We start from the raw sequence: 25,054 nt of genomic DNA, 5'->3' as shown, positions 1-25,054 counted from the left end.
AACCTCATTCTCTCTTAAGTGCTTCAAACTTAGCTTTCATGGTTGGATTTTTGCGCGTCAGTTTCTTGACAGAGACATCGTCCAGTTTGTTGTTTGCTAAGCGCAGCTGGTTTTCAGAGGTCGTCAGGAATTTCTTGATTTCTTCCATTCGACGGATGGCCTTGTCAATCTCCTCGATGGCCTTGCCAAAGTTGGTCGAAGCAGACTGATAGTTCTTGGCGAAAGCTACTTTAAAGGCATCCAAATCTTCCTCAAAATGTGTAATATCAATATTCTGTTCCCGCACCAAGGCTAGTTCCTGCTTGTACTGGAGCGAGTTAAGCGCAGCATTACGCAGGAGGGTAATCATGGGTAGGAAGAACTGAGGCCGGATAACATACATCTTCTCATAGGCATATGACACATCGACAATACCCGAATTGTAGAGCTCGCTGTCAGCCTCAAGAAGTGTCACTAGAATGGCATACTCACAGCCTTTCTCCCGCCGATCCTTATCCAGCTCTTTGAAGAAATGCTCGTTTTTCTTCTTGGTCGCCGTCTCATCGCCTTCATTTTTCATCTCAAACATGATGGAGAGGATTTCTATACCATTTTCATCCACCTCACGGTAAATGTAGTCACCCTTGCTGCCTGTTCTGGCATCATTGTCCTTGCCAAACTCCGCTCGTGGAAACATGGCCATACGATTCTTGTTAAACTCGTACTCACAGTGCTGTTCCAAACTCTCACCAATCATCTTAGTGGACTGCTTGGCCTTGAAATCCTTGTAGAACTCTATGGTCTCGTCTTTCTGCCGCAGCTCTACCTCATAGCGCTCTTTGAGCGAGGTCTGAGCCAGAGCCGCTTCCTTTTCTTGCAAGACTAGCTGGTTCTTAACCTCGTCTCGCTCTTTTTCCAACGCAGACAGGGTCTTTTGAAGTTGATTTTCATGCTCTAAGCGCAGAGTTGTCAGCTTATTTTCTAGTTGCTGGACTTCCTTGTCTTTTTCTTGTAACTGAAGACTGGCTGCCTGCTCCGCCTCTTTCTTAGCCAACTCCTGCTGGGTCTCAAACTGAGCAATTTGACTTTGAAGCTTGCTAATTTCCTGTTCTTTTTGCGATAGGAGGACTTGTTGGGCATTCTGGGATTTTTGCTCTGCTAAAGCCAGCTCCTGCTCAATCCGAGCATGGATTTCCTTGTCAAACTCCGCTGTCCGCACCTGCGACAAAAGCTCACTGTACTGACTCTCATTAACTGTAAAAACCTCCCCACAGTTGGGGCATTTGATTTCATTCATGGCTACCTCATTCAAAATTTTTATCTACTTCATTATACCATTCTTCCCTTTAGATGAAAAACGAGGCTAGGACAAAAGTTCTAGCCTCTCAATTGTCTTTGGATTGTCGAGCAAGACGCAGTGGTTGAGTGGGCTCTACTACGCTGATTTCATCAGCTTTTACAGCCCTACTCAACTGTGCGGAGGTGGGACGATGAAATCGAATTCTAACGAATTACCGATTTCTATCCCACTCTCGCTTGTTCAGGTAATTTCACTACTTTATCCATAATCTTCTAGAACGACATCTTTCCCTTACTATTCCCTAGTTTACGCTAAGACCTGCCCAGGAAAGTTAGATTTTTTACTTCCAGCCTTAAGGAAGCAGCTCAAAGTCGGTAGATTCTTTATTTCCCCAACTCCTGCGTCCTCTTGTAGGCAGCTTGAACGGCATCCATGACTGTTCCTCGAAAGGCATTTTCTTCCAGACTAGCTACCCCGACGATGGTCGAACCGGCCGGACTGCAGACCTGATCTTTGAGCTGGGCAGGATGTTGGCCACTGATCTGACTCAGCTTAGCAGCGCCTAAAAGTGTCTGATTAGCTAGCTGCAGCGATATATCGCGACTGAGTCCTGCTCGGACACCTGCATCCGCTAAAGCCTCTATAAAAAGATAGACGAAAGCTGGTCCACAGCCAGCAAGAGCTGTCGCCGCATCCAACTGCTTTTCATCAAGTTTGACCAAAAGACCAGCAGAAGAAAGAAGTTCACGGAACAAGGCTTCGTCCTCTTGATGTGCTTGCTGGGATAAGGCATAGCTAATAACACCCTCACCTACGACTACGGGTGTATTAGGCATCATCCGAATCCAACGATGGTGACTAGGTGTCATTTTTTCCAATCTTTCCAAGGACAGGCCTGCAGCCATCGAAACCAGCAGAAGAGACTCCCGTTCTTCTAGAACTTCCTGATAGTCAGCCAGTAAACCCTCAAACTGAGCTGGTTTGATACCCAGAATAATCACCTCTGCCTGGGCAAAAACTTCTTCATTGCTGACCGGCTGACCACCAACTTCTGCAGCAAGCTTTTCAGCCTTGTCACGACTGCGATTAGCTAGGAGTAATTCGCTGCTATATCTTTCAACTTGGGCAACTAGGCGAGCAAGACTGCCGCCCATATTTCCCAGACCAATAAATCCAATTTTCATCATTATTTCCTCACTTGACCAGTCCCTTGGATGACGTATTTATAGCTGGTCAGCTCTTTCAGTCCCATGGGACCTCTGGCATGTAGTTTTTGAGTAGAAATCCCCATTTCGCAGCCAAGGCCAAATTGACCGCCATCTGTAAAGCGGGTTGAGGCATTGACATAAACTGCTGCGCTATCCACCTGCTCTGTGAAGTAAGCTACCGCTGCTTCATTCTCCGTCACAATGGCATCCGAGTGATGGGTGCTGTGGGCTTCGATATGCTCCACCGCTTCTTCCAGAGAAGAAACCAGCTTGACCGCTAAGACGTAATCCAAAAATTCGGTATCAAAATCTTCCGATTTAGCTTGCGAGCCCGAGATATACTTAGCTGCTTTCTCATCCAACCGTAATTCAACAGGGTTTTCTTGCGCAGCATCACGATCAGTCACCAAGATCTTCTGCAAACGTGGCAAAAAGTCAGCTGCAATCGCTTCATGAACCAGTAGTACTTCCATAGCATTGCAGACAGAAGGGCGACTGGTCTTAGCATTCTCAATAATCGCCAAAGCCTTGCCTTGATCAGCATCCTTATCTACATAGACATGGACAATTCCGGTACCTGTCTCGATAACTGGCACGGTAGCATTTTCCACGACCGCCTGAATCAGTCCCGCACCACCACGAGGAATGAGCAAATCCAGATAGCCCTTGGCCTTCATCATGGCCTGAGCGGAAGCCCGACTAGTATCAGAAACCAACTGGATACAATCCGGTGAAATCTTGGTCTGAGCCAAGCCTTCTTTCAAAGCTGTGACAATAGCTAGCGCTGTCTGATAAGCATCCTTACCACTTCTGAGGACGACTGCGCTACCACTTTTTAGAGCTAGAGCAGCAGCATCAGAGGTTACATTAGGCCGGCTTTCGTAGATAATCCCAATCACGCCCATAGCCACCCGCTTTTTGCTGATGACGAGGCCGTTCTCAAGCTCAGTCCTTTCCAAGACTTGCCCTACAGGATCCTCTAAGTCAATCAGCTGACGAATACCCTTTGCCATGGCAGCAATCCGCTCCTCATCCAGATAGAGACGATCCAGCATTACATCTGAGATTTTACCTTTAGCCGCTGCCATATCCAATTCATTGGCTTCTAAAATGTCAGCACGAGAAAGCCAGAGCTGCTTTGCCATTTCTTCCAAAGCATGATTTTTCTCAGCAGTTGTAGCTGTGTTGATTGATTTTTTTGACTTTTTAACAATTTCAAATAATTCTTGTGTTGAGGTCATAGCGCCTCCTTTCGTAAGATACAATAATTCTTTTTAGCATTCGTGAAAATGTTGCAGAGTTCGGTTATGAAATACTCTTAATAAGTAAGCTCCTATTTCCACTTAAAATTCAGAAAAGAGCAGTTGGAGCTCTGGAGTAATAGAAATCCAATCGTCACGATGAATGACGACTCCTTTTGGCTTGCTAGATCGAAGCATGTCCTTGAGGGCCGATTTACCAAAGCGCACGCGCCCCTTTCCTAAAATCGCACCAGTCTCCTCTTCGTACACTGTCACCGTATCTTGGTAGGAAAAATGCCCCTCTAACCTAACAATTCCTGATGCCAGAAGGCTTTTACCATCGTAACGGAGTGCCTGTGCCGCTCCCTGATCTACATAGATGGCGCCTTGACTCTTAGCATAAAAGGCCAGCCACTGCTTTTGCGTCTTCAAGCCCTTATCCTGTGCCGAGAAAAAGCTTCCATCTCGAGTCTGGCTCGCTGCCTCCAATAAAGCATTGCTTTTAAGTGATGAGCAGATATAGACTGGTACACCGGACATGGTCGCCAAAGTTGCTGCTTTGATCTTGGTCAGCATGCCACCAGTCCCATTGCTGGAACCTGCACCGCCTGCTATATCAATTAAATCGCTAGAAATAGTCTCAATTCTTTCAAGACGTTTGGCAGTTGGATCTGAAGCAGGATTAGCCGTGTACAGCCCATCAACATCTGTCAAAAGTACCAAAAGATCCGCCTGAACCATGGCTGCCACCTGAGCACTAAGCGTGTCATTATCACCTACTTTTAGCTCCTCGATAGAAACAGTATCATTCTCATTGATAATGGGAATAGCTCCACGATTGAGGAGGACTGACAGAGCTTGGTGGGCATTTTTGTAACGCCGTTTATCCGCAAAATCATCCTGCGTCAGCAAGATCTGGGCAGATACAATCTTCTTCAAGAGCAGATTAGTGGTGTACTCCTCTAGGAGAAGACCTTGACCAACAGCGGCCGAAGCCTGTTTGTCGGCTACTTTGGTTGGGCGTTTTTTAAAGCCCAGAGAAGAAAAACCAGCCGCAATAGCTCCAGACGATACCAAAATCAACTCATGCCCTGCTTCATGCAAGACCGATAATTGATGGGTAATTTCCCGCACCTTTGCCCGCGACAAACTGCCATCAGGATTTGTCAATGAGCTCGTTCCAACTTTAAATACGATACGCTTTGCTTTCATAGCTTCTCTTTTCCTTACTAGATTTTCTTATTATACCACAAGGCTTGAAAAATGAAAAAAACAAGCTTTTCCCATTTCTGCTCTCCTAGCGATAGAAAATATGCTATAATATTCACAAATACTATTGGAGAAAAACTATGATTAAACTAATTGCCCTTGATATGGACGGCACCTTGCTAACTGAGGACAAAAAGATTCCTCAAGCTCATATTGATGCCATTCACCAAGCTATCCAAGCTGGAGTCAAGCTTGTCCTCTGTACAGGCAGACCGCTCGTGGGTGTCAAGCCTTACTTTCAAGAGCTGGGCTTGGAGAATGAAAATGAATATGTCATCGTAGACAATGGCTGCGCTATCCATCAGACTAGCGATTGGCAGCTTGTTGATTGGCAAGAATTAAAGACCGAAGACATTCGCTACCTCTACAGTTTGGCCGAGCAGAGCCAAGTACAGTTGACCTTGTTTGATGAAGAGCATTACTTCGTCGTAGGAGAGAAAGCCAGCAAAATTGTGACAGATGATGCGGCCCTCGTCTTTACATCTCCTACTGAAATTAGCCTTGAGGAAGCTTGCAGCGGCCAGCATCGAATGTTTCAAGCTATGTTTCTAGGAAATCCTGAGCAAGTAGATGATTTTGAGAACAAGTTCGCTCAAGAACTCTGCCAGCGATTCAGTGGCGTCCGTTCCCAGCCTGTCATCTACGAGGCGATGCCAAAAGGTGTTACCAAAGCCTTTGCCTTAGAGCGTCTGGCGCAAGCTCTAGAAATCAAACCCGAGGAAATCATGGCACTGGGCGATGCTAATAACGATATTGAAATGCTTCAATTTGCTGGCTTGGGTGTTGCCATGGGGAATGCTAGCCAACATGTCAAAGACTTAGCTGACTATGTAACAGATAGCAATGAAGAAAATGGCGTTGCTACAGCTATTGCTAGGTTTATCTTAGGTCACTAATCCTGTACATCATCCCATTTCCGTAAATTAAAAAGACAGTTGTAGGAGAGAGCAACTGTCTTTTTTTGATATAAATCAACTAAGTTTAGAGGGAGAGCCTTTCTCCTTTGCCTTAAAACAATTCTTTGTATAAAGCGATGGTTTCTTCCAAAGTCGGCATGAAAGGATTACCAGGTGCGCAAGCATCAATCAAGGCATTCTTAGAAAGGTATTCAAAGTCAAAGTCCTTTTCTTCAATACCAAGATCGGTCAATTTCTTAGGAATACCGACCGTTTCGGACAAGGTTTCGATTTCCGAAATGGCATATGCCGCACATTCTTCATCAGTCTTGCCTTCGGTATGCAAGCCTAAAGCTTTAGCTACATTTCTAAAGGCTGCTGGCACACGTTTGGCATTTTCACGCTCGACTACTGGCAGGAGCATAGCACAGCAAACCCCATGAGGAAGATGATAGACCGCACCAAGCTGGTGAGCCATCGAATGCACGTAGCCTAGACCTGCGTTGTTAAAGGCCATGCCACCGAGGAAAATAGCATTGACCATAGCTTCACGCGCTTCTATATCATGGCCATTAGCAACTGCTCGCGGTAAATATTCCTTAATCAACTCGATGGCACCGATCGACAGTTTCTTGGTCACGCCATAAGCACTAGGAGTTACCAAGGCTTCAACAGCATGGGTCAAAGCATCCATCCCAGTCGCTGCTGTTAAATTAGCTGGTTTTGAAACCATGAGCTCTGGGTCATTGACAGAGATGAGAGCCAGACTGTTCTTATCAACCATCACCATCTTAACCTTGCGTTCTTCGTCCGTGATGACATAGTTGATGGTAATTTCAGCAGAAGTCCCTGCCGTGGTGTTGATAGCTACAACTGGCAGTCCCTTTTCTTTAGACTTGTGGAGCCCCTCATAATCCTGAGGCTTGCCTCCATTTGTCGCCATAATAGAAATACAGCTAGCAGCATCTTGAGGAGAGCCTCCGCCGACACTGATGATAAAATCACAGCCATTTTCTTGAAGAGCAGCTAAGCCATCGTAGACATTCTTACAAGAAGGATTTGGGTCTACACCTTCAAAAACCACATATTCAATGCCTTCTGCTTCTAGCGGCTTGATGACTTTTGGTAAAATATCACTGGATGCAATGTAGTGATCTGTAACAATTAGAGCTTTCTTGAAGCCCAACTCTTTGACATGAGCACCAAATTCATTGATGACACCCTTACCAATCAAATTGACTGATGGAACGTAGAAAACTGACATAATGATTTCCTCCTTAATTGAGCACAAAGCTCTATTGCATATGTTAATATAATTTTACCACTTTCTCTTCTACTTTTCAAATAATTATACAAGTCAAAATAGAAAAAAAGAAACCTGAATAAATTCAGGTCAGAACGAAGACAAACGTCATTTTTGGCGTTTGTTTTTTGTATTTTCAAAAATATTTTCTCTTGTCATCTACAATTCCATCCAAAGGTCGGATTTAGAACAAAATAAAAAGGGATATTCGCTACCCATTTCACTAGTTTTTTGATATTTAAACATGCCAAAGTAAGCCCAACCTTATCTTCCATTTTGGACTTTCCTTTCTCTCTAGTGTATCTCAAGTTATGATATTCCTTAGCAGTCCCAAAGAGTCGTTCAATTGTTTCTTTGCGCTTCTTATAGAGTTCTTTCATTTCTCTTTGATGACGAATCTCCTCACAAAATTCAAGGTTATCTTTCCAGACATGTCTCGTTACTACTTTTTGAAAATTCTTGCTTTGGGTACAAACGGATAATAAAGGACAGTCAACACATACTTTGGGATTACTCTTATACTCACGGTAACCTTCTCGAGTGGTAGTGCGATAGTTTAATACTTGATTCTCTGGACAGACATAAGAGTCATGACTTGCATCATAAACAAAATCACTAGGTCTTAAGTTCCCCTTTACTCCCTTTGGACGAGTATAAGGGAAGACAGGGATGATGTTACGTTCTAATAAATAATGGGCAATGGCTGGAGTCTTGTAGCCTGAATCCGCAATAATATAGCGTGGGGAGAAAGGCTCTAACTTTGAAAATAAGGCAGGGAAAGCCTGACTATCATGAATATTTCCCGCTTCAACCGTATAAGCTAAGGCCCAACCATGCTTATCGCATGCAACTTGGGCAGAATAGGCAAATACTTCCTTGTGTTCACCCTTGTGAAACCAACCACATTCGGGATCTGTCGTTGAAATTTTCTTTTCCTTAGCCTCACTTTCTTTTGCGGGCTTTAAGGACTTTTTTGCGTGTTTTTTCCTATCTAAATCAATCTCAACTTCCAATTGTTCACTCATAAATTTAGCTTGTTGGTCTACCATTTCCTTACGATACTTGTGACTATTAGCTGCCGCTTTGATATGGGTACCATCCACAAATATTTCAGAAGGATCAATTAAACCTGCATACAAAGCTTGGTTGAGAACTTGGGAAAAAATCTCAGAAATCAGTTCTTTATCTTGAAAACGACGACTGTAATTCTTCCCATAGGGAGTAAAATGAGGAACCTTATCATCTAAAGTCAGACCAAGAAACCAACGATAGGCCACGTTTACTTCAATCTCTTTAATGGTTTGGCGCATGGAACGAATGCCATAAAAACATTTTATCAAAGGAATTTTGACTAACATGACGGGATCAAGACTAGGACGACCATTATCTGGACTATAGGTGTCTTCTATCAAGTCATAGATAAAGTCAAAATCAACCTTTGAATCTACTTGGCGAAGAAAGTGATCTTGTGGGACCAATTCATCTATTGTATAGAAGCCATATTGCTTACGATTATAATCAGTTTTTTCTTTGTGAAACATGGGGAACACCTCACAACTCTTCTTACCTCTATTATACGACTTTACACAAAGAAAAGCCCTTGGAAACTTGTGTTCCAAGGACTTTGTCTTCAATCTGACCTGAATAAATTCAGGTTTCTTTGGCTACTTGCGATACATTTTGACTTGAAGATAGAGGTCATTGTATGTTCCGAGCCATTTCGGTCCTAATTGCTGATAGACTTCCAGATGCTTCATGGTTTCTTCGGTTGGATAGAAAGCCTCGTCTTCCTGTACTTCTTCTGGCAGCATGGCCTTGGCAGGAAGATTTGGTGTTGAGTAGCCAACATAAAGAGCATTTTTATAAGCATTTTCTGGTCTCAGCATGAAATTGATAAACTGATAGGCAGCTTTTTTATTTTTTACGGTTTTAGGAATGACGATATTATCAAACCAAAGGTTGCTAGCTTCTGTCGGAACAACATAGCGCAAATCTTCGTTAGCTTCCAGCATTTGGCGAGCTTCGCCAGAGAAGGTCACGCCAATAGCCGCGTTATTCTGAATCATGTAGCCTTTCATCTCATCAGCGACGATGGCTTTGATATTGGGCGTCAGAGTATAAAGCTTATCGACAGCCTCCTGCAGCTGGTCAGCATCTTTGGAGTTAAGGCTATGACCATTCGAGTTCAGACCAATCCCCATGACTTCGCGGGCTCCGTCAATCATCATGATAGAGTTTCTGTATTCTGGCTTCCAGAGATCGTTCCAGTGCTCAGGCGCGTGCTCGACCATTTTAGTATTGTAAACAATGCCCAGCGTTCCCCAGAAATAAGGAATGGAATACTGATTTCCTGGATCAAATGGCTGATCCAAAAAGTCTGAACCAATATTTTCCAAGCCTTTGATCTGGCTATGATCCAATTTCTCCACCAAGTTTTCCTTCATCATTTTGGCAATCATGTACTCACTTGGGATAGCGATATCGTAGGTTGTACCACCTTGCTTGATTTTCGTGTACATGGCTTCGTTGGAGTCGAAAGTATCGTACTGGACCTGAACACCTGTTTCCTTGGTAAACTCAGTCAGCAAGTCTGGATCGATGTAATCTCCCCAGTTATAGACAACCAATTTATCACTGCCCTTGCTGTTGGCTTTACTCTCAATCCGATAGCTAATTCCCCACAAGATCAGGATAATCGCAAGAATCCCTGCTAAAAACGAATAGAGTTTTTTCATGCTGCTTCCTCCTTCTCACGCGTGATAAAGTAATAACCGATGACTAAAACGATACTAAAGAGAAAGACCAGAGCAGACAGGGCATTGATTTCCAAGGAATTCCTTGCCGTGCACGGGAATAAATTTCTACGGAAAGAGTCGAGAAGCCATTTCCTGTTACAAAGAAGGTCACAGCAAAGTCATCTAGTGAGTAGGTGAAAGCCATAAAATAACCGGCAATGATGGCTGGTGTCAAATAAGGCAGCATGATTTCCTTGAGCATCTGGACTTGACTAGCTCCCAAATCATAAGCAGCTTTAATCATGTCATCATTCATTTCTTTCAGCCTTGGCAAAATCATCAGCACCACAATGGGAATTGAAAAAGCAACGTGACTGGCCAAAACAGATATAAAGCCCAATTGGAATTTAGCCGTGGTAAAGAGAATCAGGAAGCTAGCCCCAATCATAACGTCAGGCGCCACCATCAAAATATTATTGATGGATAAGAAGGCATCCTGATATTTTTTGCGGGCTTGGTAAATATAAATAGCACCAAAAGTTCCGATAATCGTAGCAATGAGGGAAGAAAGAAAGGCTAAGAAGAAAGTCTGCGCCAAAATTAAAATCAAGCGTGAATCTTCAAACAGCTTTTGAAAATGAACCAGATCAAAGCCAGTAAATTTATTCATATCATCGCCAGCATTGAAAGCATAGGCAATCAAATAAAAGATCGGAAGATAGAGGATTAGAAACACGATCGCTAAATAGAGATTAGCAAATTTTTTCATCGTTCTCTCCTTTCCTTGGTTGCCCACATGGTGAAGAGCATGGCAATAATCAGAACCACTCCGATGGTTGAGCCCATTCCCCAGTTTTGCGTTGTCAAGAAATGCTGTTCAATGGCTGTTCCCAGCGTAATAACACGGTTCCCACCGATCAAACGCGTCAGCATGAAGAGACTGAGACTAGGAATAAAGACGGACTGCACGCCACTTCTCACGCCATTCATTGAAAGCGGAAAGACCACATTGCGGAAAGTCTGCCAACGATTGGCACCTAGGTCATAGCTGGCATTGATGAGGTTGGGATCCAAATCATCCAAGACGTTGAAAATAGGCAGAATCATAAAGGGCAGCTCAATGTAGCTGGCAACAAAGATAAAAGAAAAGTCAGTGAAAAGAATCTGCTTGGGACCGATACCGATAAAGGTCAGAAATTCATTTACCGAGCCGTTTTGCCCAAAAATACCGATAAAGGCATAGGCCTTAAGCAAAAGATTGATCCAAGTTGGCAGGACAATCAGCATGAGCCAGAGCTGGCGATGCTTAAGCTGGGTCAAAAAATAAGCAGTCGGATAAGAAATGAGCAAGGTCGCCAAGGTGATGATCCCTGCGTAAAATACCGAATTAAAGCTCATTTTCAGATAGGTCAGATTCTGCGATGTGAAATAAATCCGATAGTTTTCCAGCGTGAACTGACCTTCGATATTAAAGAATGATTTCCAGACAATCATTATCACTGGAGCTAGGACAAAAAGCAGAATCCAAAGAAAATATGGAAGCATAAAAAGGTTAGAGGTTGTTTTCTTCATCTCTTTCCTCCTCAATGGCATTGATCAGCCCTGCTTCTTGCTCTTCGATTTCTACGTATTCTTCAATCCGAGCATCGAATTCTTCTTCGGTTTCATTGAGGCGCATGATATGGATATCCTCTGGCTCAAAGTCCAGACCGATTTCTTCTCCGACGATGGCCTTGCGGGTTGAGTGAATCATCCATTCATTGCCAAGCTCATCGTAGGCGATAATTTCATAATGAACCCCGCGGAAAAGCTGAGTATCTACTTTTACCTGTAATTTCCCTTCTTCAGGCAGGGTAATGCGCAAATCCTCTGGACGAATCACCACTTCAACGGATTCGTTTGGTCGCATACCTCCGTCAACCGCTTCAAAGCGCTTGCCATTGAACTCGACCAAGTAGTCTTCGATCATCTTCCCTGGCAGGATATTCGATTCTCCGATAAAGGTTGCAACAAAGTGGTTAATCGGCTCATCATAGATATCCACTGGCGTTCCTGACTGGACAATCTCCCCTTCATTCATGACAAAAATCCAGTCACTCATAGCTAGGGCTTCTTCCTGGTCGTGGGTGACAAAGACAAAAGTGATCCCAAGGCGCTGTTGGAGTTCACGGAGCTCATATTGCATATCCGTCCGCAACTTCAAATCCAGCGCAGAAAGTGGCTCATCTAGTAGGACAACACGTGGCCGATTGATGATAGCACGGGCAATGGCTACCCGCTGGCGTTGACCGCCTGAGAGTTTTCGAATAGAGCGACGTTCATATCCTTCCAGCTGAACCATTTTCAGAACTTCAGTAACCCGTTCTTCAATTTCATTTTTGTCTACCTTCCGCAAACGCAAAGGAAAGGCCACATTCTCAAAAACATTCATATGCGGGAAAAGGGCATAGGACTGAAATACTGTGTGAACATCCCGCTTATTGGTAGGAATGTCATTGATGCGGACACCATCCAAAAAGATGTCTCCCGTAGTCGCATCCAAAAGTCCTGCGATAATATTGAGGATGGTTGACTTCCCAGAGCCAGAAGCCCCTAGAAGCGTATAAAATTTTCCTTCTTCTAATTCAAAGTTGATATCTTTGAGAACGACGGTGTTACTGTCTTCAAAAACCTTCGAAACGTTTTTGAACTCAATAATTGGTTTTTTCAATTGGCATAAATTCCTTCTTTTCCATGTATTAACAGATTTTTGGTTCTGTCAGACCAAAAAAACCTCTCGAGGGCTACTATGGCCCTGCATACTTGCTATATCGATAGGCTTTCACCCCCTTTACTAATGACACATGGATATTGGCTATCCCAAAGACTTGGACAATTGCATATCGGACTCTTCTGCTTCTCCAATAATTCTAACTTCTCTTTCCAGAGTGACACCTGAATGCTCTTTTACAGTTTTAATGACATGAGCAATCAGCTTTTCATAATCGCTAGCTGTACCATGATCAACGTTAATCATGAAACCAGCATGCTTTTCTGAAACCTCTATACCGCCGATTCGGTAGCCTTTTAGATCGGCCTCACTGATTAGCTGGCCAGCAAAATGTCCCAGAGGACGCTTAAAGACCGACCCGCATGATGGGTATTCCAAAGGCTGCTTGAGTTCACGCAGATAGGTCAGCCGTTCCATTTCCTGACGAATGTTTTGGTGGACACCTGGTGCCAGACCAAACTTAGCTGAAATCACAATGTCGCCAGTTTCTTGAATAAGTGAATGACGATAGCCAAAGCGCATATCACGCGCATCCAAGGTCTTAATTTCGCCTTCAGGTGTCAAGACCTTGCAGGAAACGAGCACATGACCGATTTCACCGCCATAAGCGCCAGCATTCATAAAGACTGCACCGCCGATACTACCCGGGATGCCACAAGCAAATTCAAAACCAGTCAAACTATGATGCAGGGCAATACGAGTGGTCTGAGTCAGGTTTGCACCGGCCTCTGCCTCAATTGTATAGCCATCTACTGCTACATTATTTAGCTTATCAAACATGATGACAAAGCCTCGAATACCGCCATCTCGAACGATAATATTACTTGAATTTCCAAGCACCAACCAAGGAATATGTTCACGATTGGCCAATTTGACAATCCGCGCCAACTCGTAACGGTTGCGTGGAAAAACTAAGAAATCGGCAGCTCCGCCCACCTTTGTGTAAGTGTATTGACTCAAAGGTTCATTGAAACGGATGTCGATTCCTTCTAATTCCGCAGAATATTTATCTAGGTTATGCATGACTTACTCTCTTTTTTACAAATTACACTCTATTATATCAAAATTATACGATATTTACGATAGACTGAGAGAAAAATGATTAGATAGAGCACTTTTTAGATTTCATTAAAAGTAAAAAGAGAGAAGAGAACGTAGCTTGTAGACCAACACTGCGTCCACAAGGTCGTCATCCTCAAACTCTCTTTATTTTTCTACTCTTACACCCTGAGTATCGACTTGCAACTGGAAGACTTCCCCATCAAAACCTTGTTCCTTGATTTGCTGATAAATCTGCTCAGCCTTGTCTTTCGGAGCCAAAACCATAACAGTCGGCCCAGCTCCAGAGATGTAAGTCGCAAAAGCGCCCTGTTTTCTGGCTAAGAATTTAATATCAGAAAATTCTTTGATAAGCGGCTGACGATATCTCTCATGGAAACGATCAGATTCGATAGCACGACCAGCTGTTTTCATATCGCCCTTTAAGAGCGCGGCAACAGCGACATTGGCCACGGAGCTTGCAGCAACAGCTTCCTTGTATGAAAGGCGATTAGGCAAGACACGGCGGCTTTCAACTGTTCTCAACTCATAATTGGGAATGAAAGCAATGAAGCTAGCCTCTGGAAAATCTGACACAACAGCTGAAACTTGATTTTGGAAAGAGCTTGCTACCACTAGATTCCCATAAATTGCTGGTGCCACATTGTCAGGATGGCCTTCGATTTTTGTCGCAATTTTTAGCTTTTCATGATCTGATAAGTTCAGATTTGCCAACTGATTTGCCAGTTCAATCCCAGCCACGATAACGGAGCTAGAAGAGCCAAGCCCACGCGCCAAAGGAACGTCGCTAGTCATTTTTAAGCGATGAGGCTGAAGGTCTGGTGCTAATTGCAGGGCAATCTTGATTAGTAAATTTCGTTTATCAGTTGGAATTCGAGGATTGAGGTCATGCTCAATAACCCACTCCTCACTTTCTTCCAAGACTTCGATTTCTAGATATTTGGAGACTGCAACACCAACTGAGTCAAAACCAGGCCCGATATTGGCACTGGTTGCTGGTACAATAATTTTCATCTTATTCTCCTAATACTTTAAAGGTATTGAGCAATTCGAACTCTGGTACCTCACGGAGCTTGGCAACGACATTTTCTAGCTGAGTCTTGCTGACAGCATGCGTGATGATGACTACACGAGCTGTTTCACCATCCGTACCTTCTTGCAGAATTTGCTTGAAGGAAACTTCTTCAGCATTGAAGATTTCAGCCAAATGCAAGACTTGACCTTTGGCATCTGGAGCCAAGATAGAGAAATAATAGCTGCTCTTGACATCTTCAGGCTTAGCTAAAACAAGTTCGCGACTAAATTCATTGAAGGCTTTGCCAATCGTGCCTTCATTTAGTCGACGGACGATGCGGACGATATCTGCAACGACACTAGTCGCAGTTGGTTTTTGACCTGCACCTGGACCGTAGTACATGGATTCTCCAATACCGATTGACTCGACAAAGACTGCATTCATTACGCCATTTACACTAGCCAGCGGATGCGCTTTTGGCAAGAAAGTCGGTGTTACTTCCGCAGCGATTCCTGATGGTGTTTCCTCAATTGACCCGACCAATTTCACCACATAGCCTAAGTCCTGAGCAACTGCGACGTCTTCTGGCGTGATATTGCGAATTCCTTGGTGACCAACATCTTCGAACTTGATATTCATACCGAAAGCAAATTGGCTGAGGATAACCATTTTATAAGCCGCGTCAATTCCATCAACGTCGTTAGTCGGATCGCTTTCAGCAAATCCTAAACGTTGCGCTTCCGAAAGGGCATCCTCGTAAGACCAACCTTCTTCTACCATCTTAGTCATCATGAAGTTAGATGTTCCATTGACCACACCCAAAACGCGAGTAATCTTGTCAGATGCCAATGAATTAACCAAGGTGCGCAAAATTGGGATACCGCCGGCAACAGCAGCTTCATAGTAAAGGGCAACGCCATTTTTCTGAGCAATGCCTAACAATTCAGAACCATGAACTGCCAGCAAGTCTTTGTTAGCGGTCACCACATGTTTACCTGCTTCAAGTGCGCGCGTAATAAAGGTTTTAGCTGGTTCGATCCGTCCCATCAGCTCCACTACGATCGCAATTTCGCTGTCATTTAAGATTTCATCCACATTGGTCACAAAGTTGTAGTCATTTCCAGCTACCAAAAGACGTTCTTTTTCAGCATCATCCTTGACCAAAACTTTAGCAACTTCAATCTCAGAATGAGCAGCCTGAACAATCTTTTCTCCATTTTCTTTCAACAAGAAAGGAACACCACTAGCAACTGTTCCAAAACCAAGTAAAGCAATTTTAATAGACATGAGGAACTCCTTGAATATTTCTTATATAAAAACATTATAACAAAAATATATAGAAATGCCTACAAATCTATTTGTATATTTGTTATAATGTAAATAAAAATTTTAAACTCATGAGATTAGAAGGAGATACCATGACAGATAAACACATTGGAAGACGCATGCAAAGACATAAAGCTAAGAAAAAGGCATTCCTTTTTTCTATTATCAATCTTTTCTTGCTCCTTGCCCTAATCGTGGGAGGAATTTATCTTTGGAAGACTCAGTTCTCTCCTAGCAAACAATCCTCTTCAGGCAACCAGACGGTGCAATCCAGCTCCAAGTCTGACACTAGTGCGACAAATGAAGAAACTTCAAAAATAAAGTGGGTAAAACAAGACGAACCTGTTAAAATCCCAATTTTGATGTACCATGCGATCCATGTAATGGATCCCTCTGAGGCAGCCAATGCTGGTTTGATTGTAGATCCAACCACTTTTGAAAGCCATTTGCAGGCTCTCAAAGAAGCTGGTTACTATACGTTAACCCCAGACGAAGCTTACAAAGCTTTGACAGAGAATGTCCTACCTAAAAATAAAAAAGTGGTCTGGCTAACCTTTGATGACAGTTTGAAAGACTTTTACACCAATGCCTTCCCGCTACTGCAAAAGTACCAAATGAAGGCTACCAATAATGTCATCACTGGCTTTGTCCAAGCTGGCCGTGAAGATATGCTGACGCTGGATGAGATAAAGGAAATGAAGGAAAAGGGTATGTCCTTTGAAGACCACACTGTCAACCACCCTGATCTTTCAACTGCTACTGTTGCTCAACAAAACCTTGAACTAGCTGATTCTAAAGCCTTTTTAGATGACAATCTATCACAGAAGACGACAACTGTTGCCTACCCATCTGGTCGTTATAGTGATGCGACCTTGCAGATTGCTGAAAGTTTGGGCTACAAGATGGGATTGACGACCAACCACGGTCTTGCTTCACTTGCAGACGGCTTGCTCTCACTCAATCGTGTTCGCGTTAACCCAACTACTACTGCAGAAGATTTATTAAACGAAATCGCAACGAATTAATCTTAAAAAGCTTGCTTCAGACGAAGCAGGCTTTTTCTATTTCCGATAGCAACTTCTTCTAATCACAAAAAACACCAGTTCCAAAGAACTGGTGTAAAAAATCATTTAGACTTGATATAGTTGATACCGTCTGCTTTCGGAGCAACAGCTTTACCAAAGAAGGCTGCAAGAACCACAATCGTCAAGACATATGGTGCAATCTGCAGATAAACTGTTGGCACTTTTGAAAGAAGAGGCAACTGGTTTCCGATAACGGCCAAACTTTGAGAAGCTCCAAAGAAGAGACTTGCCAACATAGCGCCGATAGGACTCCATTTACCAAAAATCATAGCTGCCAAGGCGATGAAACCTGGACCTACGATAGTTGTGACAGCAAAGTTAACAGAGATTGACTGAGCATAAATAGCTCCACCAATACCGCCGAGCAAACCAGAAATCATGACACCGCAATAACGCATGAGGTAAACATTGATTCCAAGTGTATCTGCTGCCTGCGGATGCTCTCCTACTGAGCGAAGACGAAGTCCGAATTTTGTCTTAAACATGATAAACCAAGCGAGGAAAGAGAAGGCAACAGCCAAATATCCCATCAAACTTGTGTGTTTGAAGAAAATTTCTCCTATAACTGGAATATCAGATAAAATAGGAAAATCAAATTTACCAAATGAACGCTGAATATTGTCTGTTTGTCCCTTGTTATAGATAGCTTTTACAAGAAAGACTGCCAAGGCTGGTGCTAGCAAGTTTAGAACCGTACCACTGACAACGTGGTCTGCGCGGAAGTTAATGGTTGCTACAGCATGGATAAGGGAGAAGAGCACTCCGACTAAACCAGCAGCAATCAAGGAGAGCCATGGAGTCAAGCTGCCAAAACTACTTTCGAAAGTCAGGTTAAAGAGAACGCCTGTAAATGCTCCCATTACCATGATCCCTTCCAAGCCGACATTGACGACTCCAGCATGCTCTGAATAAGCTCCACCGATACTTGTGAAAATCAAGGGAGCCGCATAAATCAGCATAGATGATACTAATAAACCTAATATCGTTACAATACTCATCCTAGTTTCCTCCCTTCACTTTGTCAACTTCTTGTTTATTATTTTTAAACAATTCAAAAACTGTCTTACCAGTCAGACGCTCAATCAAGTAATGGGCGCTAACAAAGAAGATAATCGAAGCTGTCACAATATTGACCAATTCTGTCGGAATCTGAGCCACGTTCATACCTGGAGCACCAACACTCAGAACCGCAAAGAGAAAGGCTGCAAAGAGGATTCCAATTGGAGAGTTGGCAGCCAAGAGACTTACCGCCATACCATTGAAACCAACACTCAAGGAACTTCCTTGAACAAAGACATTCTGATAAGTTCCAAGTCCTTCTACTACTCCTCCAAGTCCTGCAAGAGCGCCAGAAATAATCATGGACAAGATAATGGTTCGTTTAGAAGACATACCTGCATACTCAGATGCATTTGGGTTAAGACCTACAGCACGGATTTCAAAACCAAGCGTTGTTTTCTTCAACATATACCAGATTAGTACGACTGCAATCAAGGCAAAGAAAATACCGATATTCATCCGAGAGTTGGCTGTCAGACTTCTCAACCATTCTGTTTGATAAATCGCATTGGCACCGACACGCTTACTAGAGTCAACACTCTGCATCACAGATTTTGGAAAGCTGCGGATAAAGGCATTTCCAACGAAGAGGACGATATAGTTCATCATAATCGTAACGATGACTTCACTTGTTCCTAAATAGGCCCGTAGAATCCCTGGAATAGCACCAATAATCCCGCCAGCTACTGCAGCAATGACTACAGTTGCTAGCAACATCAGTGGGCGAGGTAGGTCAGGGAAGGAAAGGGCAAACCAACCAGCCATAATCCAACCGGCCAAGGCCTGTCCTGGAAGTCCGACGTTAAAGAATCCAGCCCGGCTAGCCACGGCAAATCCCAAACCAATGAGAACCAAAGGACCCATTGCCCGAGAAATTTCACCTAGACTTTTCAAAGAACCGAAAGCTGTTTTAAAGAGGGATTCATATCCCCAGATGGCATCATAGCCAAAGATAGCCATGACAATCGCTCCCAATAAAATCCCTAAAAGAACTGAGATTAAGGGAACTGCAATCTGCTGCATTTTCTTAGACATTTGAATCTCCCTTCTAAATCTTACCGCCGGCCATGAGAATACCAAGTTCTTGCTTATTGGTCTTCTCTGGACTCACAATTCCTTGAATCTTGCCATCATGGATAACGGCGATTCTGTCAGAAAGATTGAGTATTTCATCTAGCTCAAAGCTGACAACGAGAACTGCCTTACCTTGAGTACGCTCCTCAATTAAGCGTTTATGGATGTACTCAATTGCTCCGACATCAAGTCCACGAGTAGGCTGACTAACGATCAACAAATCTGGATCACGATCCACTTCCCGAGCAATGATAGCCTTCTGCTGGTTTCCTCCTGAGAGAGCTGAAGCAGGTACATACTCGCTAGCTGCCCGCACATCAAACTCGTTCATCAGATTGCAGGCGTAAGAGTAAATATTATTGTAGTTCAAGATGCCGTTTTTGCTGAGCGGCTCCTTGTAGTAGGTCTGCAAAGCAATATTTTCAGAAATGGACATCTCCAGCACCAAACCATCACGATGGCGGTCTTCAGGTACGTGGCTGACCTTCATCTCAGTAATCTGACGTGGTTTCTTACCAATCACGGACTGGTTCTTGATCAAAATTTCACCCGAGCTTACTTTTCTAAGTCCTGTGATAGCTTGAATCAACTCAGTCTGACCATTTCCGTCAATTCCTGCAATCCCAACGATTTCACCAGCACGAACATCCAGTGAAAGTCCCTTAACAGCTGGAACGCCACGGTTTTCTTCAACAACAAGATTCTTGATTGAAAGGACCGTTTCTTGTGGATTAGCCGGCTTTTTCTCAGTCTTAAAGGAAACGGCACGTCCTACCATCATTTCAGCCAAATCTTGGTTGGTCGCACCAGCAATTTCAACCGTTTCGATTGATTTTCCGCGACGAATAACCGTCACTCGGTCTGATACGGCACGAATTTCATCCAACTTATGGGTAATGAGAATGATAGACTTACCTTCCTTGACCAAGTTCTTCATGATTTTCATCAATTCATCAATCTCAGCCGGCGTCAAAACGGCTGTCGGTTCGTCAAAGATGAGAATGTCTGCCCCACGATAAAGGGTCTTCAAAATTTCAACACGCTGTTGGGCTCCGACCGAAATGTCTTCAATCTTGGCAGAAGGATCGACCGACAAGCCATACTTCTTAGACAAACGCTTAATTTCTTGCGTAGCGCGCTTCAAGTCTAAGATACCATTTTTTGTAAGCTCACTTCCGAGAATGATATTTTCAGCAACAGTGAAGGCTTCCACAAGCATAAAGTGCTGGTGCACCATTCCGATACCAAGTGAGGCTGCCTTTGATGGAGAGTCCAGCTTAACTGGCTTTCCATTGACTACAATCTCACCACTAGTCGGCTCAAGCAGGCCGGCCAACATATTCATCAAGGTTGACTTCCCGGCACCATTTTCTCCTAAAAGGGCGTGAATCTCACCCTTTCGGAGTTGCAAATTGATTTTATCATTGGCTACAAATTCACCAAAAACTTTGGTAATTTCTCGCATTTCAATGACATTTTCATGTGTCATGGCTCTTTCCTTTCCAGAATTTCATTTTATGTCGATCAAACCTCGTCGGACTCGTATCCTAGTAAGCCTAATCGATGTAAAGGCGTCAGAATTGAAAAATGAGCGACCCAAGTAGGTCGGATCGCTCAGAATTCAATTATTTATCAGGAACTGTGATACTTCCGTCAAGGATTTTAGCTTTCGCTTCTTCAACAGCTTTTTTAGCATCTTCAGAAAGATTAGTTGTTGTCAAATCAACACCGCCGTCTTTCAAACCAAAGGTTACTGTTTTACCACCTGGGAATTTACCTTTAGCAGTTTGATTAGCGATGTCTTGGACAGTCTTACCAACTTGTTTCAAGCTTGATGCCAAAACAAAGTTAGACTCTTTACCATCCTTAGACTTGTATTTACCTTCTTCAGTTTGGTCACGGTCAACACCAAGTACCCAAACTTTTTCATCTTCATTTTTCTTCTCGTTCAAGTCTTTTGCTTCAGAGAAGACACCTGCACCAGTTCCACCAGCAACTTGGTAAACCACATCTGCACCTGCAGCATATTGAGCAGCAGCAATTGTCTTACCTTTAGCAGCATCACCGAATGAGCCAGCATAGTCTACTTGAATCTTGATAGATGGGTCAACTGATTTCACACCAGCTTCAAAACCTTTTTCAAAACGTGTGATAACTGCGCTTTCTATACCACCTACGAAACCAACTTGTTTTGTCTTAGTAGTTTTTGCAGCTGCAACACCTGCAAGGTAAGCAGCTTCATTATCCGCAAAGACAGCTGAAGTAACGTTCTTTTGACCTTCAATCACATCATCAACGATAACGTAGTTAATCTCTGCATTGTCTTTTGCTGCAGATTCAACGGCATCACGAAGGGCAAAACCGATACCAAATACTAGTTTATAACCATCCGTAGCAGCTTGGTTTAGGTTGTTCGCGTATTGTGACTCGTCTGTTGATTGGAAGTAAGTATAGCCGTTATCTTTTGAAAGGCCATTTTCTTTCCCCCAAGCTTGCAAACCTTCCCATGCAGATTGGTTAAATGATTTATCATCAACACCACCTGTATCGGTTACGATAGCAGCTTTTAAATCAGTTTTAGCGTTAGAGCTATCTGATTTAGACGCACGATTCCCACATGCAGCAAGTCCGATTGCTGCGACAGACACTAGACCAAGACCTAGCCATTGTTTCTTGTTCATTTCTGAACCTCCTATATAAGATGTGCAACTTAGTTGCGAGTTTAATTTTGGTCAGTTGACCAGCAACAGACTCAAGTTAAGTCTGTAAAAGAGTATGGAAGTAACTCCTTGACCGTCATCACGACCGTCGATTTATCTTTAGCGACCAAGGTCACTGGTAAATCCTGATTAAAAAACTCTGCCATTACTTGGCGGCAGGCACCACACGGGGAGATCGGTTTTTCCGTTTCTCCGTAAACAATTAATTCCTCAAAGTCTAAAAAGCCTTCAGAAACAGCTTTAAAAATGGCTGTTCGCTCTGCACAATTGGTCAAGCCAAAACTAGCATTTTCGACATTGACACCTGTGAAAACTTGTCCATTTTTAGCTACTAAAACGGCTCCGACAGGGAAATGAGAGTATGGAACATAGGCATTCTTCGTGGTTTCTACAACTAAATCAATCAAATCAGTAGTCGCCATTAGCCACGTCTCCCTCCATAATCGCTACACCAGAGGATGCTCCAATGCGAGTCGCACCAGCTTTGATAAATGCAAGTGCATCTTCGTAAGAACGGGCACCGCCAGAAGCCTTGACTCCCATATCTGGCCCAACTGTCTTACGCATCAAAGCTACATCTGCAACGGTTGCACCACCAGTTGAGAAACCAGTGGATGTCTTGACAAAATCCGCCCCAGCTTTCTGAGCAATTTGACAAGCTTTCACTTTCTCATCATCTGTCAAGAGGCAGGTCTCAATAATGACCTTAACCAAGGTTCCTTTGGCAGCTTCCACAACAGCTCGAATGTCTCTTTCAACTAAGTCAAAGTTTCGAGACTTTAGAGCACCGATATTGATGACCATGTCGACTTCATTTGCTCCGTTTTGGATGGCATCACTCGTTTCAAAAGCCTTGAGCTCTGGAGTATTTGCACCCAGAGGAAAACCAATGACCGTACAGACTTTAACATCTGTCCCTTTCAGAGCTTGTGCGGCAAAAATTACCCAAGTCGGATTAACACAGACGCTAGCAAAATCGTATTTCTTTGCCTCTTCAATTAAAGTGGCAATCTGCTCCTGACTTGCATCAGGTTTCAAAAGCGTATGGTCAATGTATTTGTTTAATTTCATGTTGGATTCTCCTAGAATTAAGCGATAACTTCGATAATCTCGCTTACTGCAACGCTTTCACTACCTATTTTAACATTTTTTTGGAATTTTGTAACTAGTTCTTGAGAAATTTTTTCATTTGCGTATATTTTTGCAACAATTTCCCCAATTTCGACTGTTTCTCCAATCTTCTTTTCGAACACAATTCCAGTTTCATAATCTAGTTCGTCAGATTTGACTGCTCGTCCTGCTCCTAACCTCATTGCAAACAAGCCAAATTCCATGGCTGGAAGCTCTGTGATATAACCAGATTGCTCTGCTCTCACTTCAGCCACATAAGCCGCCTGGGATGGTCGATACAAGTCCTCTAGATCACCACCTTGAGCCGCAATCATCTCTTCAAATTTTTTCAAAGCCGCTCCGTTTGTCAAATGTTCTCTGATTTCAGAAACAGATTTCTCAACATTAGCCAAATCAAGCATGATTTGAGCGAGCTCACAGATAAAGTCCGTAATATCCTCGAGTCCTTGTCCTTGAAGAATTTCCAGTGCTTCTAAGATTTCCAAACGATTGCCAATGCTAGTGCCCAAAGGCTGACTCATATCGGTAATAACTGCAACTGTCCTGCGTCCGACTGCCTTGCCCAAGTCTACCATAGTACGGGCTAGGACACGGGCATCCTCTAGATTTTTCATAAAGGCACCCTCACCAACGGTCACATCTAGCAAAATGCTGTCTGCACCAGCGGCGATTTTCTTGCTCATAACAGAGCTGGCAATCAAAGGAATCGTATCAACAGTAGCCGTCACATCACGCAGGGCATAGAGAAGCTTGTCTGCCTTGACCAGCTGGTCTGACTGACCGATTACGGATACACCAATATCCTGAACCTGCTTAATGAAATCTTCCTGACTGCGCTCTACCTGGTAGCCCTTGACAGACTCGAGCTTGTCTATGGTACCACCCGTATGTCCCAATCCTCGTCCGCTCATCTTAGCAACGGGCACGCCAAAGCTAGCTACTAGAGGAGCCAAGATTAAGGTAACCTTATCTCCCACTCCACCAGTAGAATGCTTGTCGACCTTAATCCCTGAAATAGCTGACAGGTCAAACTGCTGGCCTGTCCCCACCATGGCCATGGTCAAATCAGATATTTCCCGAGTGGTCATACCTTTAAAGTAAACAGCCATGGCAAAGGCTGACATCTGGTAATCTGGTACTGCTCCAGCTACATACCCCTCAATCAGCCATTCAATCTCTTGACTGGACAACTCTAGTCCATCTCGTTTCTTTTGAATAATATCAACTGCCCGCATCTTTATTTCACACTCCTTAGGATATAATAGCCTTTGTCCTTCTTAAGAGTCTCGCAGTTGCCAAACACTTCTTCCATCTTAGCTTTAGCACTGGGAGCTCCTTGTTTCTTTTGGATAACAATCGTCAAGTCCCCATCCGCTAGCAAGTGATTATAGCTACCTGAAATAACTTCATGCACCACCTGCTTACCAGCTCGAATCGGCGGGTTGCTGATAATATGATGAAATTGTCCGGTCACATGTTCGTAAACATTGGACTGGAAAATATCTGCAGATACTTGATTCGCATCCGCATTTTTTCTAGCCAAGTCTAGTGCTCGCTGATTGATATCCACGAGAGTGACTTCCAGCTCTTGCGCTTTAGCCAGAGTCAAGCCCAGTGTTCCATAACCGCAACCGACATCCAGCAATGTTTCTTTTTTGTTAAATTCCAAGGCAGACAACAAAACTCGACTGCCATAATCAATCATTTTTTTGCTAAAGACACCAGCATCCGTTAAAAAGGTCATATGTTGTCCTAATAGTTCCACTTTTAATTCATGAATGTCATGTTTGGCATCCGGATTTTCTGCAAAATACATTTTAGTCATAAAACCATTTTATCATAAATTTTCTAGATTTGTAAATCGTTTTCATTTCTCCAAAAGTA

At 43.4% G+C, this 25,054-nt stretch carries 22 protein-coding genes and 1 pseudogene; 2 read left to right on the top strand and 21 right to left on the bottom strand.

Annotated features, from left to right (window positions below):
• Positions 1-4: 4 nt before the first annotated feature.
• The 4 genes from I872_RS03650 to proB all read right to left on the bottom strand — a co-directional run bounded on the left by I872_RS03650 (position 5) and on the right by proB (position 4,940).
• Positions 5-1,276 carry a DUF2130 domain-containing protein gene (locus tag I872_RS03650; RefSeq protein WP_015604802.1) on the bottom strand — a complete coding sequence of 424 codons (1,272 nt, stop codon included), beginning with the start codon at positions 1,274-1,276 and terminating at the stop codon, positions 5-7.
• 386 nt (positions 1,277-1,662) lie between these two features.
• Complete coding sequence (proC, locus tag I872_RS03645) at positions 1,663-2,463, bottom strand: pyrroline-5-carboxylate reductase (RefSeq protein ID WP_015604801.1); 801 nt, start codon at positions 2,461-2,463, stop codon at positions 1,663-1,665.
• 2 nt (positions 2,464-2,465) lie between these two features.
• The gene (locus tag I872_RS03640; RefSeq protein WP_015604800.1) at positions 2,466-3,728 is read right to left on the bottom strand and encodes a glutamate-5-semialdehyde dehydrogenase; all 1,263 of its coding nucleotides are present in this window, start codon (positions 3,726-3,728) and stop codon (positions 2,466-2,468) included.
• 102 nt (positions 3,729-3,830) lie between these two features.
• On the bottom strand, positions 3,831-4,940 hold the full coding sequence (proB, locus tag I872_RS03635; protein WP_015604799.1) for a glutamate 5-kinase: 1,110 nt from the start codon (positions 4,938-4,940) through the stop codon (positions 3,831-3,833).
• Positions 4,941-5,077: 137 nt separating this feature from the next.
• Between proB and I872_RS03630 the strand changes: the two genes are divergently transcribed.
• Complete coding sequence (locus I872_RS03630; protein WP_015604798.1) at positions 5,078-5,893, top strand: Cof-type HAD-IIB family hydrolase; 816 nt, start codon at positions 5,078-5,080, stop codon at positions 5,891-5,893.
• 112 nt (positions 5,894-6,005) lie between these two features.
• On the opposite strand, the gene I872_RS03625 is transcribed toward I872_RS03630, so the two are convergent.
• From I872_RS03625 to I872_RS03585, 9 genes and pseudogenes are all read right to left on the bottom strand, one after another.
• Complete coding sequence (locus I872_RS03625; RefSeq protein ID WP_015604797.1) at positions 6,006-7,157, bottom strand: iron-containing alcohol dehydrogenase; 1,152 nt, start codon at positions 7,155-7,157, stop codon at positions 6,006-6,008.
• A 194-nt stretch (positions 7,158-7,351) separates the two neighbouring features.
• Positions 7,352-8,737 (bottom strand): IS1182 family transposase, encoded by a 1,386-nt coding sequence (locus I872_RS03620; RefSeq protein WP_015604796.1) that lies wholly within the window; start codon positions 8,735-8,737, stop codon positions 7,352-7,354.
• A 123-nt stretch (positions 8,738-8,860) separates the two neighbouring features.
• Entirely contained in the window at positions 8,861-9,931 is a 1,071-nt protein-coding gene (locus tag I872_RS03615; RefSeq protein ID WP_015604795.1) for an ABC transporter substrate-binding protein, read from the bottom strand.
• Positions 9,928-10,700: pseudogene (locus I872_RS03610) on the bottom strand (ABC transporter permease). The gene I872_RS03615 and the pseudogene I872_RS03610 overlap by 4 nt, the downstream one beginning before the upstream one ends.
• Complete coding sequence (locus I872_RS03605; RefSeq protein ID WP_015604793.1) at positions 10,697-11,503, bottom strand: ABC transporter permease; 807 nt, start codon at positions 11,501-11,503, stop codon at positions 10,697-10,699. Before I872_RS03605 ends, I872_RS03610 begins: the two are co-directional and overlap by 4 nt.
• Positions 11,484-12,641: an ABC transporter ATP-binding protein gene (locus I872_RS03600; protein ID WP_015604792.1), complete on the bottom strand. Its 1,158-nt coding sequence runs from the start codon at positions 12,639-12,641 to the stop codon at positions 11,484-11,486. The genes I872_RS03605 and I872_RS03600 overlap by 20 nt, the downstream gene beginning before the upstream one ends.
• Before the next feature lie 144 nt (positions 12,642-12,785).
• Entirely contained in the window at positions 12,786-13,724 is a 939-nt protein-coding gene (gene murB, locus I872_RS03595; RefSeq protein ID WP_015604791.1) for a UDP-N-acetylmuramate dehydrogenase, read from the bottom strand.
• 183 nt (positions 13,725-13,907) lie between these two features.
• Complete coding sequence (thrB, locus tag I872_RS03590) at positions 13,908-14,774, bottom strand: homoserine kinase (protein WP_015604790.1); 867 nt, start codon at positions 14,772-14,774, stop codon at positions 13,908-13,910.
• A gap of 1 nt (position 14,775) precedes the next feature.
• Entirely contained in the window at positions 14,776-16,062 is a 1,287-nt protein-coding gene (locus I872_RS03585; RefSeq protein WP_015604789.1) for a homoserine dehydrogenase, read from the bottom strand.
• Positions 16,063-16,193: 131 nt separating this feature from the next.
• Between I872_RS03585 and I872_RS03580 the strand changes: the two genes are divergently transcribed.
• Positions 16,194-17,126 (top strand): polysaccharide deacetylase family protein, encoded by a 933-nt coding sequence (locus I872_RS03580; RefSeq protein ID WP_015604788.1) that lies wholly within the window; start codon positions 16,194-16,196, stop codon positions 17,124-17,126.
• A gap of 101 nt (positions 17,127-17,227) precedes the next feature.
• Here I872_RS03580 and I872_RS03575 read toward each other — a convergent pair whose 3' ends face one another.
• The 8 genes from I872_RS03575 to I872_RS03540 all read right to left on the bottom strand — a co-directional run bounded on the left by I872_RS03575 (position 17,228) and on the right by I872_RS03540 (position 24,995).
• Positions 17,228-18,184: an ABC transporter permease gene (locus tag I872_RS03575; protein ID WP_015604787.1), complete on the bottom strand. Its 957-nt coding sequence runs from the start codon at positions 18,182-18,184 to the stop codon at positions 17,228-17,230.
• A gap of 1 nt (position 18,185) precedes the next feature.
• Positions 18,186-19,280, bottom strand: a complete 1,095-nt coding sequence (locus tag I872_RS03570; RefSeq protein WP_015604786.1) for an ABC transporter permease — start codon at positions 19,278-19,280, stop codon at positions 18,186-18,188.
• 13 nt (positions 19,281-19,293) lie between these two features.
• A complete protein-coding gene (locus I872_RS03565) occupies positions 19,294-20,808 on the bottom strand; it encodes an ABC transporter ATP-binding protein (RefSeq protein WP_015604785.1) in 1,515 nt (504 codons plus the stop codon).
• Positions 20,809-20,944: 136 nt separating this feature from the next.
• On the bottom strand, positions 20,945-22,000 hold the full coding sequence (locus I872_RS03560; RefSeq protein ID WP_015604784.1) for a BMP family lipoprotein: 1,056 nt from the start codon (positions 21,998-22,000) through the stop codon (positions 20,945-20,947).
• Positions 22,001-22,071: 71 nt separating this feature from the next.
• Entirely contained in the window at positions 22,072-22,461 is a 390-nt protein-coding gene (locus I872_RS03555) for a cytidine deaminase (RefSeq protein ID WP_015604783.1), read from the bottom strand.
• Entirely contained in the window at positions 22,448-23,110 is a 663-nt protein-coding gene (gene deoC, locus I872_RS03550; RefSeq protein ID WP_015604782.1) for a deoxyribose-phosphate aldolase, read from the bottom strand. Before deoC ends, I872_RS03555 begins: the two co-directional genes overlap by 14 nt.
• A 17-nt stretch (positions 23,111-23,127) precedes the next feature.
• The gene (locus I872_RS03545; RefSeq protein WP_015604781.1) at positions 23,128-24,405 is read right to left on the bottom strand and encodes a pyrimidine-nucleoside phosphorylase; all 1,278 of its coding nucleotides are present in this window, start codon (positions 24,403-24,405) and stop codon (positions 23,128-23,130) included.
• Between the two features lie 2 nt (positions 24,406-24,407).
• A complete protein-coding gene (locus I872_RS03540; RefSeq protein WP_015604780.1) occupies positions 24,408-24,995 on the bottom strand; it encodes a class I SAM-dependent methyltransferase in 588 nt (195 codons plus the stop codon).
• Between the last annotated feature and the right edge of the window lie 59 nt (positions 24,996-25,054).

Origin of the sequence: Streptococcus cristatus AS 1.3089, assembly GCF_000385925.1 — a bacterium.
Classification (GTDB): domain Bacteria; phylum Bacillota; class Bacilli; order Lactobacillales; family Streptococcaceae; genus Streptococcus; species Streptococcus cristatus_B.
The sequence above is the reverse complement of the archived record's forward strand: the minus strand, read 5'-3'. Positions and strand labels throughout refer to the sequence as shown.